Raw genomic sequence first — 13,867 nt, forward strand, 5'->3', positions numbered from 1 at the left:
CCCTACGGCAACTTGCACCACGTGACCACCGCGCCGGCATGCTCAAAATGTGCGCAAACGGGCGCCGCCCGCTTGTCACCGCACAGCGTTTCCCCCCAGGTCACCCGCACGTCGACGGGCCGTACGGGCACTCCCCGCACGGCCGAGCCGCGGCTCAGTGCGCGGCCGACTCCCAGTCGGGACCGTCGCCCACCGACACGTCGAGCGGTGCCCGCAGCGGATACGCCCCGGCCATCTCGCGGCGCACCAGCTCCTCGACCCTCTCTCGCTCGCCCGGGGCGACTTCCAGCACGATCTCGTCGTGCACCTGGAGCAGCATCCGGGACGCCAGACCCTCCTTGGCGATCGCCTCGTCCACCCGCAGCATCGCGATCTTCACGATGTCGGCCGCCGAGCCCTGGATCGGCGCGTTCAGCGCCATCCGCTCGGCCATCTCGCGACGCTGCCGGTTGTCGCTGTTGAGGTCGGGCAGGTAGCGGCGGCGGCCCAGCAGCGTCTCGGTGTAACCGGTGATACGGGCCTCCTCGACCACCCGGTGCAGATAGTCCCGCACCCCGCCGAACCGCTCGAAGTACGTCTCCATCAGCCCCCGCGCCTCGGCCGCCTCGATCCCCAGCTGCTGCGACAGGCCGAACGCCGACAGGCCGTACGCCAGGCCGTACGACATCGCCTTGATCTTGCGGCGCATCTCCGCGTCGACCGCGTCCCTGCCGACCCCGAAGACCTGCGAGCCGACCGTGGTGTGCAGGTCCTCACCGGTGGTGAACGCCGCGATCAGGCCCTCGTCCTCGGACAGATGGGCCATCACCCGCAGCTCGATCTGGCTGTAGTCGGCCGTCAGCAGCGATTCGTACCCCTCGCCGACGACGAAGCCGCGCCGGATGGCCCGGCCCTCGTCGGTGCGGACCGGCACGTTCTGCAGGTTCGGGTCGGTGGACGACAGGCGGCCGGTCGCGGCCACGATCTGGCTGAAGGTGGTGTGGATACGCCCGTCGGGGGCGACCGTCTTGACCAGGCCCTCGACCGTGACGCGCAGCTTGGCCTGCTCCCGGTGCCGCAGCATGATCACCGGCAGCTCGTGGTCGGTCTGCGCGGCCAGCCACGCCAGCGCGTCGGCGTCGGTCGTGTAACCGGTCTTGGTCTTCTTGGTCTTGGGCAGCGCCAGCTCCCCGAACAGCACCTCCTGGAGCTGCTTGGGCGAGCCGAGGTTGAACTCGTGCCCCACCGAGGCGTGCGCCTCGGCCACCGCATGCTGCACCGCCGCGGCGAACTGCTGCTCCAGGCCCTCCAGATGGGCGCGGTCCGCGGCGATACCGGCCCGCTCCATCCGCGCCAGCAGCGCGGACGTCGGCAGCTCCACGTCGTGCAGCAGCTCCGCCGCGCCGACCTCGGGCAGCCGCTCGGTGAAGACCTCGCCGAGATCGAGGACCGTACGCGCCTGGACCATCAGCGCACCGGCCGCCGCAGCCCCCTCGTCCTCGCTCTCCTCGCCGAAGGCCAACTGCCCGCTGCCGGAGTCCACCGGGGCCAGCTCGCGCCCCAGGTACTCCACCGACAGCACGTCGAGCGCGAAGGAGCGGCGGCCCGGCTTGATCAGATACGCCGCCAGCGCGGTGTCCATCGACACCCCCGCCACCGACCAGCCGTGCTCGGCGAAGACCCGCGCGGTGTTCTTCGCGTTGTGCAGCACCTTGGGGGTCTTCGGGTCCGCGAGCCAGCCCGCGAAGGCCCGCTCGTCGGCCTCGTCCAGCTGCGCCGGGTCGAACCAGGCCGCGTCCTCCGCGGAGGCCAGCGCGATCTGCGTGACACTGCCCGCGCCCAGCGCCCAGGTGTCCACGCTGGCCAGACCCAGCGGCGAACCGCTGTGCGCCGCCAGCCAGTCCGGCAGGTCACCGGCCGCCAGCACCGTCCCCTCGACGGCGACGCCCTCGGCGATCTCCGCCTCCTCCTGCTCCGCGCCCGGATCGGCGGCGAACAGCCGCTCCCGGAAGTTCGCGTTACGGAACTCCAGCACGTCGAGCACACCGACGACGGTCTGCCGGTCGTAGGGGACCCGCTCCAGACCCTCGGGCGTCAGCGGCAGCTTCACGTCCCGCACCATCTCGGTGAGCCGCCGGTTGAGCTTGACCGCGTCCAGATGTGCCCGCAGGTTCTCGCCCGCCTTGCCCTTGACCTCGTCGACCCGGTCGACCAGCCCGGCGAACGACCCGAACTGCGTGATCCACTTGGCCGCGGTCTTCTCCCCCACACCCGGGATGCCCGGCAGGTTGTCCGACGGGTCCCCGCGCAGCGCAGCGAAGTCCGGATACTGCTGCGGGGTCAGGCCGTACTTCTCCTCGACCTTCGCCGGCGTGTAACGCGTCAGCTCCGAGACGCCCTTGGTCGGGTAGAGCACCGTGACGTGATCGCTGACCAGCTGGAACGAGTCCCGGTCGCCGGTGACGATCAGCACCTCGTACCCCAGCTCCTCGGCCTGGGTGGCGAGCGTGGCGATGATGTCGTCCGCCTCGTACCCGTCGACGGCGAAGCGGTTGACGCCCATCGCGTCCAGCAACTCCCCGATCAGCTCCACCTGGCTACGGAACTCGTCGGGCGTCTTGGACCGGGTCGCCTTGTACTCCGGATACTCGTCGAAGCGCCACGTCTTGCGGGACACGTCGAAGGCGACCGCCAGATGCGTCGGCTGCTCGTCACGCAACGTGTTCGACAGCATGGACGTGAAGCCGTAGATCGCGTTCGTCGGCTGCCCCGTGGCGGTGCTGAAGTTCTCCACGGGCAGCGCGTAGAACGCCCGGTACGCCAGCGAGTGCCCGTCGAGCAGCATCAGGCGGGGGCGGTCGGTCGTCGTCTTCGATGCGTTCTTTGCCACGGACGGATCCTCCCACGCCCCTGTGACATTCCCGCCCCACCTCGGGGTCAGGCCGTCACCGCAGGCGCAGCCGGGCGCAGCATGCAGGTCAGCCGGGCGGTGCAGACCCGCTTGCCGGACGCGTCGTCGGTGATCACGACCTCGTAGGTGGCCGACGACCGGCCGCGGTGCACCGGGGTCGCGGTGCCGGTGACCAGGCCCGAGCGCATACCGCGGTGGTGCGTGGCGTTGAGGTCGACACCGACCGCGATCTTGCTGGGGCCGCCGTGCAGCATCGCGCCGACCGAGCCCAGCGTCTCCGCCAGGACAGCCGAGGCGCCGCCGTGCAGCAGCCCGTAAGGCTGGGTGTTGCCCTCGACGGGCATCGTGCCGACCACCTTCTCGGGGGACGCCTCCAGGATGCGGATACCCATCCGCTCACCCAGGTGCCCCGCGGAGAACAGCGCCTGCAGGTCGATACCGAGCCCGGCGTACTGCTCCAGGATCTCCTGCGGGAATCGGGTGACGGTCTGCTCGCCCATGCGGTCGGCTCCGATCGGCCTCGGTCGCTGCGGTTTTCGGTGTACCGGACAGCTTTCTACCCGGCTTTCTACCGCACCGCCCCGTTCAGCGGTGCGCGGGGTCGGACTGTTCCAGCCGGATGACGACGGACTTCGAGGCGGGCGTGTTGCTGGTGTCCGCGGTGTGGTCCAGCGGTATGAGGACGTTGGTCTCCGGGAAGTAGGCCGCCGCGCAGCCCTTCGGGGTCGGGTAGTGCACCACCCGGAAGCCGTCGGCACGGCGTTCGCTGCCGTCGGTCCACTCGCTGACCAGGTCGGCGTAGTCCCCGTCCCGCAGACCCGCGGCGGCCGCGTCGTCCGGGTGCACCAGGACCACCCGGCGACCGCCCTTGATCCCGCGGTAGCGGTCGTCCAGCCCGTAGATCGTGGTGTTGTACTGGTCGTGCGACCGCAGCGTCTGCAGCAGCAGCCGGCCCTCCGGCACCCGGGGGTACTCCAGCGGCGCCGCGGTGAAGTTGGCCTTGCCGGTGGCCGTGGGGAAGGTCCGCGAGTCACGCGGGGCGTGCGGCAGGGTGAAACCGCCGGGCCTGCGAACCTTCGCGTTGAAGTCGCCGAAGCCCGGCACGACCCGGGATATACGGTCCCTGATCAGGTCGTAGTCGGACTCGAAGTCCGCCCACGGCACGCTGCTGCGGTCGCCGAAGACCGCCCGCGCGAGCCGGGAGACTATCGCCGGCTCCGACAGCAACTGCCGGGACGCCGGCGGCAGACCGCCGTGCGAGGCGTGCACCATGCCCATCGAGTCCTCGACGGTGACGAACTGGTCGCCGCCGCCCTGCCGGTCCCGCTCCGTACGCCCCAGCGTCGGCAGGATCAGCGCACGGGCGCCGGTCACCGCGTGCGAGCGGTTCAGCTTGGTCGACACATGGACCGTCAACCGGGCACGGCGCATCGCCGCCTCGGTCACCGCCGTGTCGGGCGACGCGGCGACGAAGTTGCCGCCCATCGCGAAGAAGACCTTCGCGTCACCGTCGCGCAGCGCCCGGATCGCCCGAACGACGTCGAAACCGTGCTTGCGGGGCGGCTCGAAGCCGAACTCCCGCTGCAGGGAGTCGAGGAAGGCCGGGAGGGGCCGCTCGAAGATGCCCATGGTTCGGTCGCCCTGCACATTGCTGTGCCCGCGCACCGGGCACACCCCGGCACCGGGACGGCCCACGTTGCCGCGCAGCAGCAGGAAGTTGACGACCTCGCGGATGGTGGGCACCGCGTGCTTGTGCTGCGTCAGGCCCATCGCCCAGCACACCACGATGCTCTTCGCCCCGCTCACCAGGGCGTACAGCCTGTCGATGGCCGCCCGGTCCAGGCCGGTGGCGCGCAGCACCTCGTCCCAGTCGGTGGCCAGGGCCGCGGCCTCGTAGTCCGCGAAGCCGTGGGTGTGCTCGGCGATGAAGTCCCGGTCCAGGGCGCCGGCCTCGATGAGCAGCCGGCCCAGCGCACGGAACAGCGCCTGGTCCCCGCCGAGCCTGACCGGCAGGAACAGGTCGGTCAGCACGGTGCCGGCACCCACCAGCCCGGACGCGTTCTGCGGGTTGCGGAAGCGTTCGAGGCCCGCCTCCGGCAGCGGGTTGACGGTGACGATCGTCGCGCCGCCGCGCTTGGCCTTCTCCAGCGCCGACAGCATCCGCGGGTGGTTGGTACCCGGGTTCTGCCCCGCGACGATGATCAACTCGGCCTGGTGCAGGTCGTCGAGCAGCACGCTGCCCTTGCCGACGCCCAGCGTCTCGGTCAGCGCCGAGCCCGACGACTCGTGGCACATGTTGGAGCAGTCCGGCAGGTTGTTGGTGCCGAACTCCCGGGCGAAGAGCTGGAAGAGGAAAGCAGCCTCGTTGCTCGTACGCCCCGAGGTGTAGAAGACGGCCTCGTCAGGAGACTCCAGGGCGTGCAACTCGTCGGCGACCAGCTCGAAGGCCCGCTCCCACGGCACCGCCTCGTAAGCCTCGGCGCCCTCGGCCAGATACATCGGCTGGGTGATCCGGCCCTGCTGGCCCAGCCAGTAGCCGCTGCGCCGCGCCAGGTCCGCGACCGGGTGCTCGGCGAAGAAGTCCGGGGTGACCCGGCGGACCGTCGCCTCCTCGGCGACCGCCTTGGCGCCGTTCTCGCAGAACTCGAAGGTGTGCCGGTGCTCGGGCTCGGGCCACGCGCACCCGGGGCAGTCGAACCCGTTCTTCTGGTTGACCTTGAGCAGCGTCAACGCCGCCCGTCTGGCCCCCATCTGCGCCCCGGCCACCGCCACGCTGTGCCCGACCGCCGGCAGCCCGGCGGCCGCCCTCTTCGGCGCGCTGACACGCGGTGCGTCCTGTACGGGGTCCCCTGCGGGCGGCTTCTTGGGCATACACCGATCCTGCCACTGCCTCTCCCCGCCGGACCGCTCCGGGTCCCGGCATTCCGCGGGCGCGACCGGCCGCCTCAGTGCTTCGGGCCGACATGCAGGTCCATCAGCGCCACGGACGCCCGCCGGGCGACCGAGATGTTGTACGGCCGCCCGCCGCGCCGGGTGACCTTCCACTCGACGCCGACGAGGTCGAGGGTGGCGGAGAACAGGCCGAGGATGTCCTCGGACTTGTTCGTGAAGAAATACCGCGGGTACTCGTAGCGCCGCAGCTCGCCGCCGCGCCGCTGCTCCGTCCAGTTCGTGAACCGGCACCCGTCGGAGTGGACCAGCCCTCTGATGAACTCCCACGGGTACACGTCGACGATCTTCTGCTGCCAGGGCTCCAGCGCGATGCGGCGCTCGTGCTTGCGGCCGGGGCCGTGCTGGGGGAACAGGCACCACAGATGCTTCGAGTAGACCTTCACGTTGTGGCACCCCGCCGACCGGACACGGCACGTGCTGTGGCCGGGGAAGACCGCACGCATCGCGTCATCGGCCGCATCCATGAGGCCGGGCCAGCCATCGTCGCAGGTGATCATCAGGCTCGGCACACGGTGCCCGGCGTACTGGACTATGTGGCCGTCACCGAGGTAAAGGCCCAGGAGATAGCTGTAGGCGGGTCGGTCGAGTTCGCCGCCGCCGCACACAGGGCAGACCATCGCGGGTCTGCCCGGGCACTCGCCGCGCTGCGCTCTGTCACGATGCACCCAGTAGCTGACGGTGCCCGGCGGGACGCAGAGCCGACGGCCCACCTCGGCGTTGGTGACACCGGAGCGAACGAGAGTGATGGCCTGGTGACGGATCTTGGGATCGTGCATGATCCCAATGTGCCGGGCGTTCCGCGGGAAGACCTGGAATCGCGCAGATGTTCACCCGGTGCAGTGATCTGTAGCAAGACATCTTTCGTCGGGTTGCTGAGCTTGGGTGCCGGGTGTGGGATTCGAACCCACATGTCCTTTCGGACAGATGTGTTTGAGACATCAGCGTATGCCGTTCCGCCAACCCGGCCAGGTCACAGTGGTCAGCGTACCGCGTAGCTGCTTGAGCTCGCAGCTAGGTAGGCTCTAGGAGCAGCACCCCGCCTGAAACGAGGAGCACCGTGAGCGCCCCCGACGAGTCCGCCGATCAGTCCGGCGACAGGTCCGACGAGCAGTCCGAGCAGTCGCACGTACCTCCGCTGACCACCCGGGTCGTCATCGCCGAGGACGAGGCGCTGATCCGGCTGGACCTGAAAGAGATGCTGGAGGAGGAGGGGTACTCCGTCGTCGGTGAGGCCGGGGACGGGGAGACGGCGGTGAAGCTCGCCGAGGAGCACCGTCCCGACCTGGTGATCCTGGACGTGAAGATGCCGGTGCTGGACGGGATCTCGGCGGCCGAGCGCATCGCGGGCGAGAAGCTGGCGCCGGTGCTGATGCTGACCGCGTTCTCGCAGCGGGAGCTGGTGGAGCGGGCCAGGGACGCGGGCGCGATGGCGTATCTGGTGAAGCCGTTCAGCAAGAGCGACCTGGTGCCGGCGATCGAGATGGCGGTGAGCCGCTTCCAGGAGCTGCGGGCGCTGGAGGCGGAGATCGCCGACCTGTCGCTGCGGCTGGAGACCCGCAAGCTGGTGGACCGGGCGAAGAGCGTGCTGCAGACCAAGTACGGGCTGACCGAGCCGGCGGCCTTCCGGTGGATCCAGAAGACGTCGATGGACCGGCGGATGTCGATGCAGGCGGTCGCGCAGGCCGTGATCGAAGAGGTCACCGACAAGTAGTCCCGGTGGTCCCGGCATGGACGAGGGGCCGCACCCGGTGCCGGGTGCGGCCCCTCGTCCATGGGGCCGGGGGCTCAGTCCTCGCCGAGGTAGGTCTTGCGGACGCCCTCGTCGTGCAGGAGGTCCTGGCCGGTGCCGGAGAGCTTGATGGAGCCGATCTCCATCACGTGGGCATGGTCGGCGAGCGACAGCGCGGCCTGGGCGTTCTGCTCGACGAGCAGGATCGTGGTGCCCTGCGCCTTGAGTTCGACGATGGTCGCCATGATCTTCTGCATCATGATCGGCGAGAGGCCCATCGAGGGCTCGTCGAGCATGAGCAGCTTGGGCCGGCACATCAGGGCGCGGCCCATGGCGAGCATCTGCTGCTCGCCGCCCGACAGGGTGCCGGAGGCCTGCTTGCGGCGTTCGCCGAGGATCGGGAACAGCTCGTAGGCCCGCTCGATGTCCTGGGTGATGCCGGCGGTGTCCTTGCGCAGGTACGCCCCGAGCTGCAGGTTCTGCTCGATGGTGAGCCGCGGGAAGATGTGCCGGCCTTCGGGCGAGTGGGCCAGGCCCAGGGCGACGATCTTGTGCGGCGGGACCCGGGTCAGGGGCCGGCCGTCGAAGACGATCCGGCCGCCGGTGGGCTTGAGCAGCCCGCTGAGGGTGCGCAGGGTGGTGGTCTTGCCGGCGCCGTTGGTGCCGATCAGGGTGACCACCTGGCCGGCCTCGACGGAGAAGGAGATGCCCTTGACGGCTTCGATCTTGCCGTACGCGACGCGCAGGTTCTCCACTTCGAGCAGTGCGGTCATCGGTCGTTCTCCTGCTCGCCGGTCGTCTGCTCCCCGTCCCCGGGTGTGCCTTCGAAGGGTTCGCCGAGGTAGGCGGCGATGACCCGCTCGTCCTGCTGTACGACCTCGGAGGTGCCTTCGACCAGCTTCTCGCCCTGGACGAGGACGGCGACCCGGTCGCACAGGTTGAAGATGAACCGCATGTCGTGCTCGATGACCAGGACGGCGATGCCCTGGTCCCGTACCGCGAAGACGAGTTCCTCGGTCGCCCGGGTCTCCTGCGGGTTCATGCCCGCGGTGGGCTCGTCGAGCAGCAGCAGGCCGGGCTCGCTGGCCAGTGCCCTGGCGATCTCCAGCTTGCGCTGCTCGCCGTAGGGCAGGTTGCGGGCCAGGTGGTCGGCCTTGGCGGCCAGGCCGGTGAACTCCAGCAGTTCCATGGCCCGGGCGCGGGAGGCGGCTTCGGCCCGGTGGTAGCCGGGGCCGCGGATGAGCGCGGACAGCAGTCCTTCGCGAGTGCGGGTGTGCCGCCCGACCAGGACGTTCTCCAGCACGGTCATGTTGGCGAACAGCCGGATGTTCTGGAAGGTGCGGGCGATGCCGGCCTTGGTGACCAGGTGCGGCTTGGGCGGCAGGACGCTGCCGCGGAAGCTGACGGTGCCCTCGGTGGGGACGTACAGGCCGGTGAGGCAGTTGAAGAAGGTGGTCTTGCCCGCGCCGTTGGGGCCGATCAGGCCGACGATCTCGCCGTTGTTGACGGTGAGGTCGACGTCGCGGACGGCGGTGAGGCCGCCGAACCGCATGATGACGCCGCTGGCCTGGAGCAGCGGGCCGCTGTCGGGGACCTGTTCCGGGGTGGGCTGGTGCGGAATGGTGGTGGTCATGGTGTCCTTCACGCCCCTGCCGTGCCGGCGGAGACGGTGTCGTCGCCGAGGGTGCGTTTGTCCGGCGCGGTGGCGTCGTCCTCGTGGAATTCCAGCTGCCGGCGGCGGTTGGCGATGATGCCCTCGGGCCGGAAGCGCATGATCAGGACCAGTGCGATGCCGAACGCGAACAGCTCGTACTTGGCGAGGAAGTCGAGCTTCTCCGGGATGACGTAGAGCAGTGCCGCACCGAGGATCGGGCCGCTGACCGTGCCCATGCCGCCGAGGACGACGGCTGCGAGCAGGAAGGCGGAGTTCGGCGGGACGGAGCCGGAGAAGACGTACGGGTCGGGCACGACGCTGTTGGTGACGTGGGCGCTGACCGTGCCGGCGAGGCCGGCCAGCGAGGCGCCGAGGGCGAAGGCGACCAGCTTGACGCGGAAGCCGTTGATGCCCATGGCGGTGGCCGCCGTCTCGTCCTCCCGGATGGCGATCCAGGAGCGGCCGATCCGGGAGTCGGACGCGCGGGTGAAGACGAGCACCACGATCACGGTGATGACGAGCATCAGCAGGTAGTAGTTGGCGAACCGGCCGAGCGTGAACGAGCCGATGTCGTGCTGGTCGCCGAGGTTGTACCCGAAGATCGACAGGTCGGGGATCTGCGCGATGCCGTTGGGGCCGTTGGTGACCTGGGGGCCGCTGACGCCGTCGAGGTTCTTGACGACGATGCGGAAGATCTCACCGAAGCCGAGGGTGACGATGGCCAGGTAGTCGCCGCGCAGCCGCAGGGTCGGGGCGCCGATCAGGACGCCGAAGACCAGGGCGGCGGCGGCTCCGGTCAGGGCCGCGGCCCAGAACGGGAACTGCACGCCGGACCAGATGGAGTACTGGGAGCCGGAGACCAGGGCCGCGGTGTAGGCGCCGACGCCGAGGAAGGCGACGTAGCCGAGGTCGAGCAGGCCGGTCAGGCCGACGACGATGTTCAGGCCGAGTGCGACGGTGCCGACGATCAGGACGCTGACGCCGAGGTTGGCCCAGTGCTCGTTGTTCTGCGCGAAGGGGTAGGCGACGGCCGCCACGATGCCGACGCTGGAGGAGAAGACCCGGTTCTCCCGGGTGAGCTGCTGGAACTGCCGCAGCAGGCCGGATGCGCCGAGGCCCCAGAAGGTGAAGGACACGACGATCATGTAGCCGATGAAGATGTCGCTGTAGGTGGTCGCCAGGCCGTAGGTGAGGACCTTCAGGCCCGCGGCGAAGACCGCGACGATGGCCAGCCGCTGCAGCCACACGTTGAGCCGGCGGGGGTCGGGGACGTTGATGTCGCCGTGCGTGATGCGCAGTTCGCGCAGCCAGCGGTAGACGGCGACGACCAGGGAGACGGCGGCGAGGGAGCCGAGTTCGATGTACTCGGCGTCGTCCTCGTCGTGCGGGTGCCGGTCGATCGGCAGGGCGAGGGTGCCGGCGAAGAGCGCCAGGGTGCCGACCGCGGCGACGAACCCGCCGGGGTCGAGGTTGGCCAGGCCGCCGAGCTTGGCGGCGATGTCGATCACCGTGTACCAGGTGGTGGCGAGGGTGCCGAGGGCCAGCAGCAGCACCGAGTTGTTCGAGCGGCTGGGATTGAGCCAGGCCAGGCCCTTGATCCGGAAGGCGCCGAGCGCGATGACGCCGGTGAGGATGGCGCCGATCAGCGTCATGATCTGGAGGCCGCCGGGGTACCCGCTGACGGTGAGGTCACCGGGGAAGTCGGTGGTGTAGGTCCAGGACATGAAGGTCGAGGCGATCGAGGCGACCACGCCGGCCAGGGTGAGCAGCCGGGCCGCGTTGAGCGGGAGCGGGATGTACTGCTCGGTCCTGCGGGCGCCGGGGGTGGTGGCGGTCATGGCCGCCGCGTTCGTGGAGAGGTCGGTCATCGAGATCACGCCCTGTCCGCTACGCGCTCGCCCAGCAGGCCCTGCGGCCTGACCAGCAGGACGATGATGAGCAGCACGAAGGCCCAGACGGTGTTCCAGCTGCCGCCGCCGAGCTGTTCCATGCCGGGGATGTTGGAGATGTACGCCGAGGCGCACGATTCGGCGATGCCGAGGACGAGCCCGCCGAGCATGGCGCCGTAGATGTTGCCGATGCCGCCGAGCACGGCGGCGGTGAAGGCCTTCAGGCCTGCCTGGAAGCCGATGTCGTACTTGATCTGGCCGTATTTCAGGCCGGAGGCGAGGCCTGCGACGGCGGCGAAGAAGCCGCCGATGGCGAAGGCGATCACGATGATGCGGTTGGTGTCGATGCCCATGAGCTGTGCGGTGTCCGGGTCCTGCGCGGTGGCCTGCATGGCGCGGCCGGTGCGCGAGGTGCGGACGAAGGCGGCCAGGGCGGACATGCAGACCACGGCGGCGACGACCAGGAAGATGTCACCGCTCTGGATGTCGACGGATCCGATGTGGAAGGGGCCGCCGGGCAGCTGCGGGAAGGGCTTGCCGCTGGTGGCGTTGGGATACCACAGGAAGACTGCCTGCTGCAGTGCGAGCGAGAGGCCGATGGCGGTGATCAGCGGTGCCAGCCGTGGGGCGTTCCGCAGCGGCCGGTACGCGAGTCTCTCCGCGCCCACCGCGATCAGCACGGAGACCAGTGCGCCGCCGGCCAGCATGAGGGGCAGCGCGGCCCATATGGACATGCCGTCCGGGAGGTTCGTGTAGACCGCGAGGGCGCCGAAGGCGCCGGTCATGTAGATCTCGCCGTGGGCGAAGTTGATGAGCTGGACGATGCCGTACACCATCGTGTAGCCGATGGCGATGAGCCCGTACATCGAGCCGATGAACAGCCCGTTGGCCAGCTGTTGCGGCAGGGTGTGCACCGCATGGCCTCCATGTCGCTGGGAGCAGGTGGGGAGCGGGGACGGTGGTGCGGCGCCCCTGGCGGGAGACGCGGGGGGTGCGCGGGCCGCGCGGCCGGAGGTCGTCCGGCCGCGCGGCCCCGGGTGCTGCGGGTGGGTCAGCCGGTGTAGACGCCGGACTTGACGGCGACCCACTTGCCGGCCTTGACCTGGTAGACGGTCAGCTGCTTGTTGGTGGTGTCACCGAACTCGTCGAAGGAGACGTGGCCGGCGACGCCGTCGAGGTCGGTCTTCTGGACGGCGTCGATGAGGGCCTTGCGGGCGTCGGGCATCGCGGGCAGCTTGCCGCCGTTGGCGTCCATGACGACCTTGACCGCCTTGATGATCGCGGTGGTGGCGTCGTAGGTGTAGCCGCCGTAGGTGCCGTAGTCGCCGGGGTAGCCCTTGGACTTGTAGGCGTTGATGAAGTCGGTGGCCGTCTGCAGGGTGCTGACGGGGACGCCGACCGAGGTGACCAGGTCGCCTTCCGCGGCGGCGCCCGCGGTCTTGATGTACGTGTCGGAGTACATGCCGTCGCCGCCCATGAGCGGGATCTTGACGCCGGCTGCCTTGAGCTGCTTGGTGATCAGCTCGGACTCGTCGTACTGGCCGCCGTAGTAGACCAGGTCGGCGTGCGAGTTCTTGATCTTGGTGACCAGGGTGGAGTAGTCGTTGTCACCGGTGTTGACGTGGTCGGTGCCGGCGATCTTGCCGCCGAGGCTGCTGAACTTCTGGTTGAAGATGGCCGCGAGGCCGGCGCCGTAGGTCTGCTTGTCGTCGACGACGAAGGCGCTCTTCTTCTTGAGGGTGTTGTACGCGTAGTCGCCCGCGAAGCCGCCCTGGTTGGCGTCGGTGGTGGCGGTACGGAAGTAGGTGGGGAAGGGCCGGGTCTTCTTGCCGGTGGCCCAGTCCTTGCCCTGGGTCAGGGCCGGGTTGGTGTTGGCCGGCGAGATCTCCACCATGTTGGCGGTCGCGAAGACCTGCTGCATCGACACGGCGACGCTGGAGTTCAGCGGGCCGATCGCGGCGATGACGCTGTCGTCGGAGGTGAAGGCGGTGGCGTTCTGCTGGCCGGTGGCCGGCTGCGCCTTGTCGTCCTTCGCGGAGATCTTGAAAGTGACGCCGGGAACCAGGTTCTTGGCGTTGGCGTCGTCGGCCGCGATCTGCGCGCCGTACTGGAGCCCGAGGCCGGTGGCCGAGTTCGGGCCGGTCAGGGGGGCGTCGACGCCGATCACCACGGTGACGTTCTTCGTGGCACTGGTGGAGCTGCCGCCTGAGCCCCCGCTGCTGCCGCCCTTGTCATCGTCGCTACGCGAGCCGCAAGCAGTGAGAGTAAGGGCTCCTGTGGTGAGTACGGAGGTCAGAATCAGCAAGGAACGGTGTCGCACGGTCAGTCCTTTCCCCTGGCGCGGCCGTCTCTGATGAGAGGCCGAGTCGCGCGCTGGAACCCGAACTGACAAATCCGGAGGCGCGGTGACTGGGCGTGACTCTAGGCCCGGTTCGGGGAGTGAGGCAGAGGTGCGGGGAAGAGTGTGACTGTCTTGTTATGCCAATCGGAAACTCTTGAGCTTCCCTTGAGATTAGCTGCGGCTTTTGGGTGCATTGCTCCCCCGTCCGGATGCTGAGAACCCGCACTTCCGGTGGCGCGTACGCGACTTGTCGCCGGTCACGGGTCCGATCCGGCCCGAACCCGGCAGATCGGGTCGGCAGGAATATCCCCCGGCGCCGCGGGTAGGGACCCGCGGGGCTGCCAGCGGGTTTCCCTATTGCGTCCGTGTTACGCAGCGTTAATTGCCGTCGAAAGGCATTTCCCGCCGTGGC

Annotated in this window: 10 protein-coding genes and 1 tRNA gene; 1 reads left to right on the top strand and 10 read right to left on the bottom strand. The window is 69.4% G+C overall.

All coding sequences use genetic code 11. The annotated features are described in order from the left end of the window. Positions 1-154: 154 nt before the first annotated feature. The 5 genes from polA to NFU81_RS21595 all read right to left on the bottom strand — a co-directional run bounded on the left by polA (position 155) and on the right by NFU81_RS21595 (position 6,808). The gene (polA, locus tag NFU81_RS21575; protein ID WP_251492367.1) at positions 155-2,869 is read right to left on the bottom strand and encodes a DNA polymerase I; all 2,715 of its coding nucleotides are present in this window, start codon (positions 2,867-2,869) and stop codon (positions 155-157) included. A 47-nt stretch (positions 2,870-2,916) separates the two neighbouring features. After that, positions 2,917-3,390, bottom strand: coding sequence for a PaaI family thioesterase (locus NFU81_RS21580; protein ID WP_251492368.1), 474 nt, complete (start codon positions 3,388-3,390; stop codon positions 2,917-2,919). Between the two features lie 85 nt (positions 3,391-3,475). Further along, on the bottom strand, positions 3,476-5,761 hold the full coding sequence (locus NFU81_RS21585) for an FdhF/YdeP family oxidoreductase (protein WP_251492370.1): 2,286 nt from the start codon (positions 5,759-5,761) through the stop codon (positions 3,476-3,478). Between the two features lie 74 nt (positions 5,762-5,835). Then, positions 5,836-6,618: a helix-turn-helix domain-containing protein gene (locus NFU81_RS21590; protein ID WP_251492372.1), complete on the bottom strand. Its 783-nt coding sequence runs from the start codon at positions 6,616-6,618 to the stop codon at positions 5,836-5,838. A 107-nt stretch (positions 6,619-6,725) separates the two neighbouring features. Next, a tRNA-Leu gene (locus tag NFU81_RS21595) sits at positions 6,726-6,808 on the bottom strand. Positions 6,809-6,899: 91 nt separating this feature from the next. On the opposite strand from NFU81_RS21595, the gene NFU81_RS21600 reads away from it, so the two are divergent. Further along, complete coding sequence (locus NFU81_RS21600) at positions 6,900-7,553, top strand: ANTAR domain-containing response regulator (protein WP_251492374.1); 654 nt, start codon at positions 6,900-6,902, stop codon at positions 7,551-7,553. Between the two features lie 74 nt (positions 7,554-7,627). Here NFU81_RS21600 and NFU81_RS21605 read toward each other — a convergent pair whose 3' ends face one another. From NFU81_RS21605 to NFU81_RS21625, 5 genes are all read right to left on the bottom strand, one after another. Further along, on the bottom strand, positions 7,628-8,344 hold the full coding sequence (locus NFU81_RS21605) for an ABC transporter ATP-binding protein (protein ID WP_251492375.1): 717 nt from the start codon (positions 8,342-8,344) through the stop codon (positions 7,628-7,630). Further along, on the bottom strand, positions 8,341-9,204 hold the full coding sequence (locus tag NFU81_RS21610; protein WP_251492377.1) for an ABC transporter ATP-binding protein: 864 nt from the start codon (positions 9,202-9,204) through the stop codon (positions 8,341-8,343). The genes NFU81_RS21605 and NFU81_RS21610 overlap by 4 nt, the downstream gene beginning before the upstream one ends. Positions 9,205-9,212: 8 nt before the next feature. Beyond that, positions 9,213-11,093 (bottom strand): branched-chain amino acid ABC transporter permease, encoded by a 1,881-nt coding sequence (locus tag NFU81_RS21615; RefSeq protein ID WP_422665249.1) that lies wholly within the window; start codon positions 11,091-11,093, stop codon positions 9,213-9,215. Positions 11,094-11,098: 5 nt separating this feature from the next. Beyond that, entirely contained in the window at positions 11,099-12,028 is a 930-nt protein-coding gene (locus NFU81_RS21620) for a branched-chain amino acid ABC transporter permease (protein WP_251492379.1), read from the bottom strand. Positions 12,029-12,165: 137 nt separating this feature from the next. Beyond that, positions 12,166-13,434 carry a branched-chain amino acid ABC transporter substrate-binding protein gene (locus NFU81_RS21625; protein WP_251492381.1) on the bottom strand — a complete coding sequence of 423 codons (1,269 nt, stop codon included), beginning with the start codon at positions 13,432-13,434 and terminating at the stop codon, positions 12,166-12,168. Positions 13,435-13,867: the final 433 nt, after the last annotated feature.

Source organism: Actinacidiphila cocklensis (assembly GCF_907177275.1).
Classification (GTDB): Bacteria; Actinomycetota; Actinomycetes; order Streptomycetales; family Streptomycetaceae; genus Actinacidiphila; species Actinacidiphila cocklensis.

Coding starts and splice junctions, on each gene's coding strand:
- NFU81_RS21580 (WP_251492368.1), bottom strand. CDS start 3,390: ATGGGCGAGCAGACCGTCACCCGATTCCCGCAGGAGATCCTGGAGCAG.
- NFU81_RS21585 (WP_251492370.1), bottom strand. CDS start 5,761: ATGCCCAAGAAGCCGCCCGCAGGGGACCCCGTACAGGACGCACCGCGT.
- NFU81_RS21590 (WP_251492372.1), bottom strand. CDS start 6,618: ATGCACGATCCCAAGATCCGTCACCAGGCCATCACTCTCGTTCGCTCC.
- NFU81_RS21605 (WP_251492375.1), bottom strand. CDS start 8,344: ATGACCGCACTGCTCGAAGTGGAGAACCTGCGCGTCGCGTACGGCAAG.
- NFU81_RS21610 (WP_251492377.1), bottom strand. CDS start 9,204: ATGACCACCACCATTCCGCACCAGCCCACCCCGGAACAGGTCCCCGAC.
- NFU81_RS21615 (WP_422665249.1), bottom strand. CDS start 11,093: ATGACCGACCTCTCCACGAACGCGGCGGCCATGACCGCCACCACCCCC.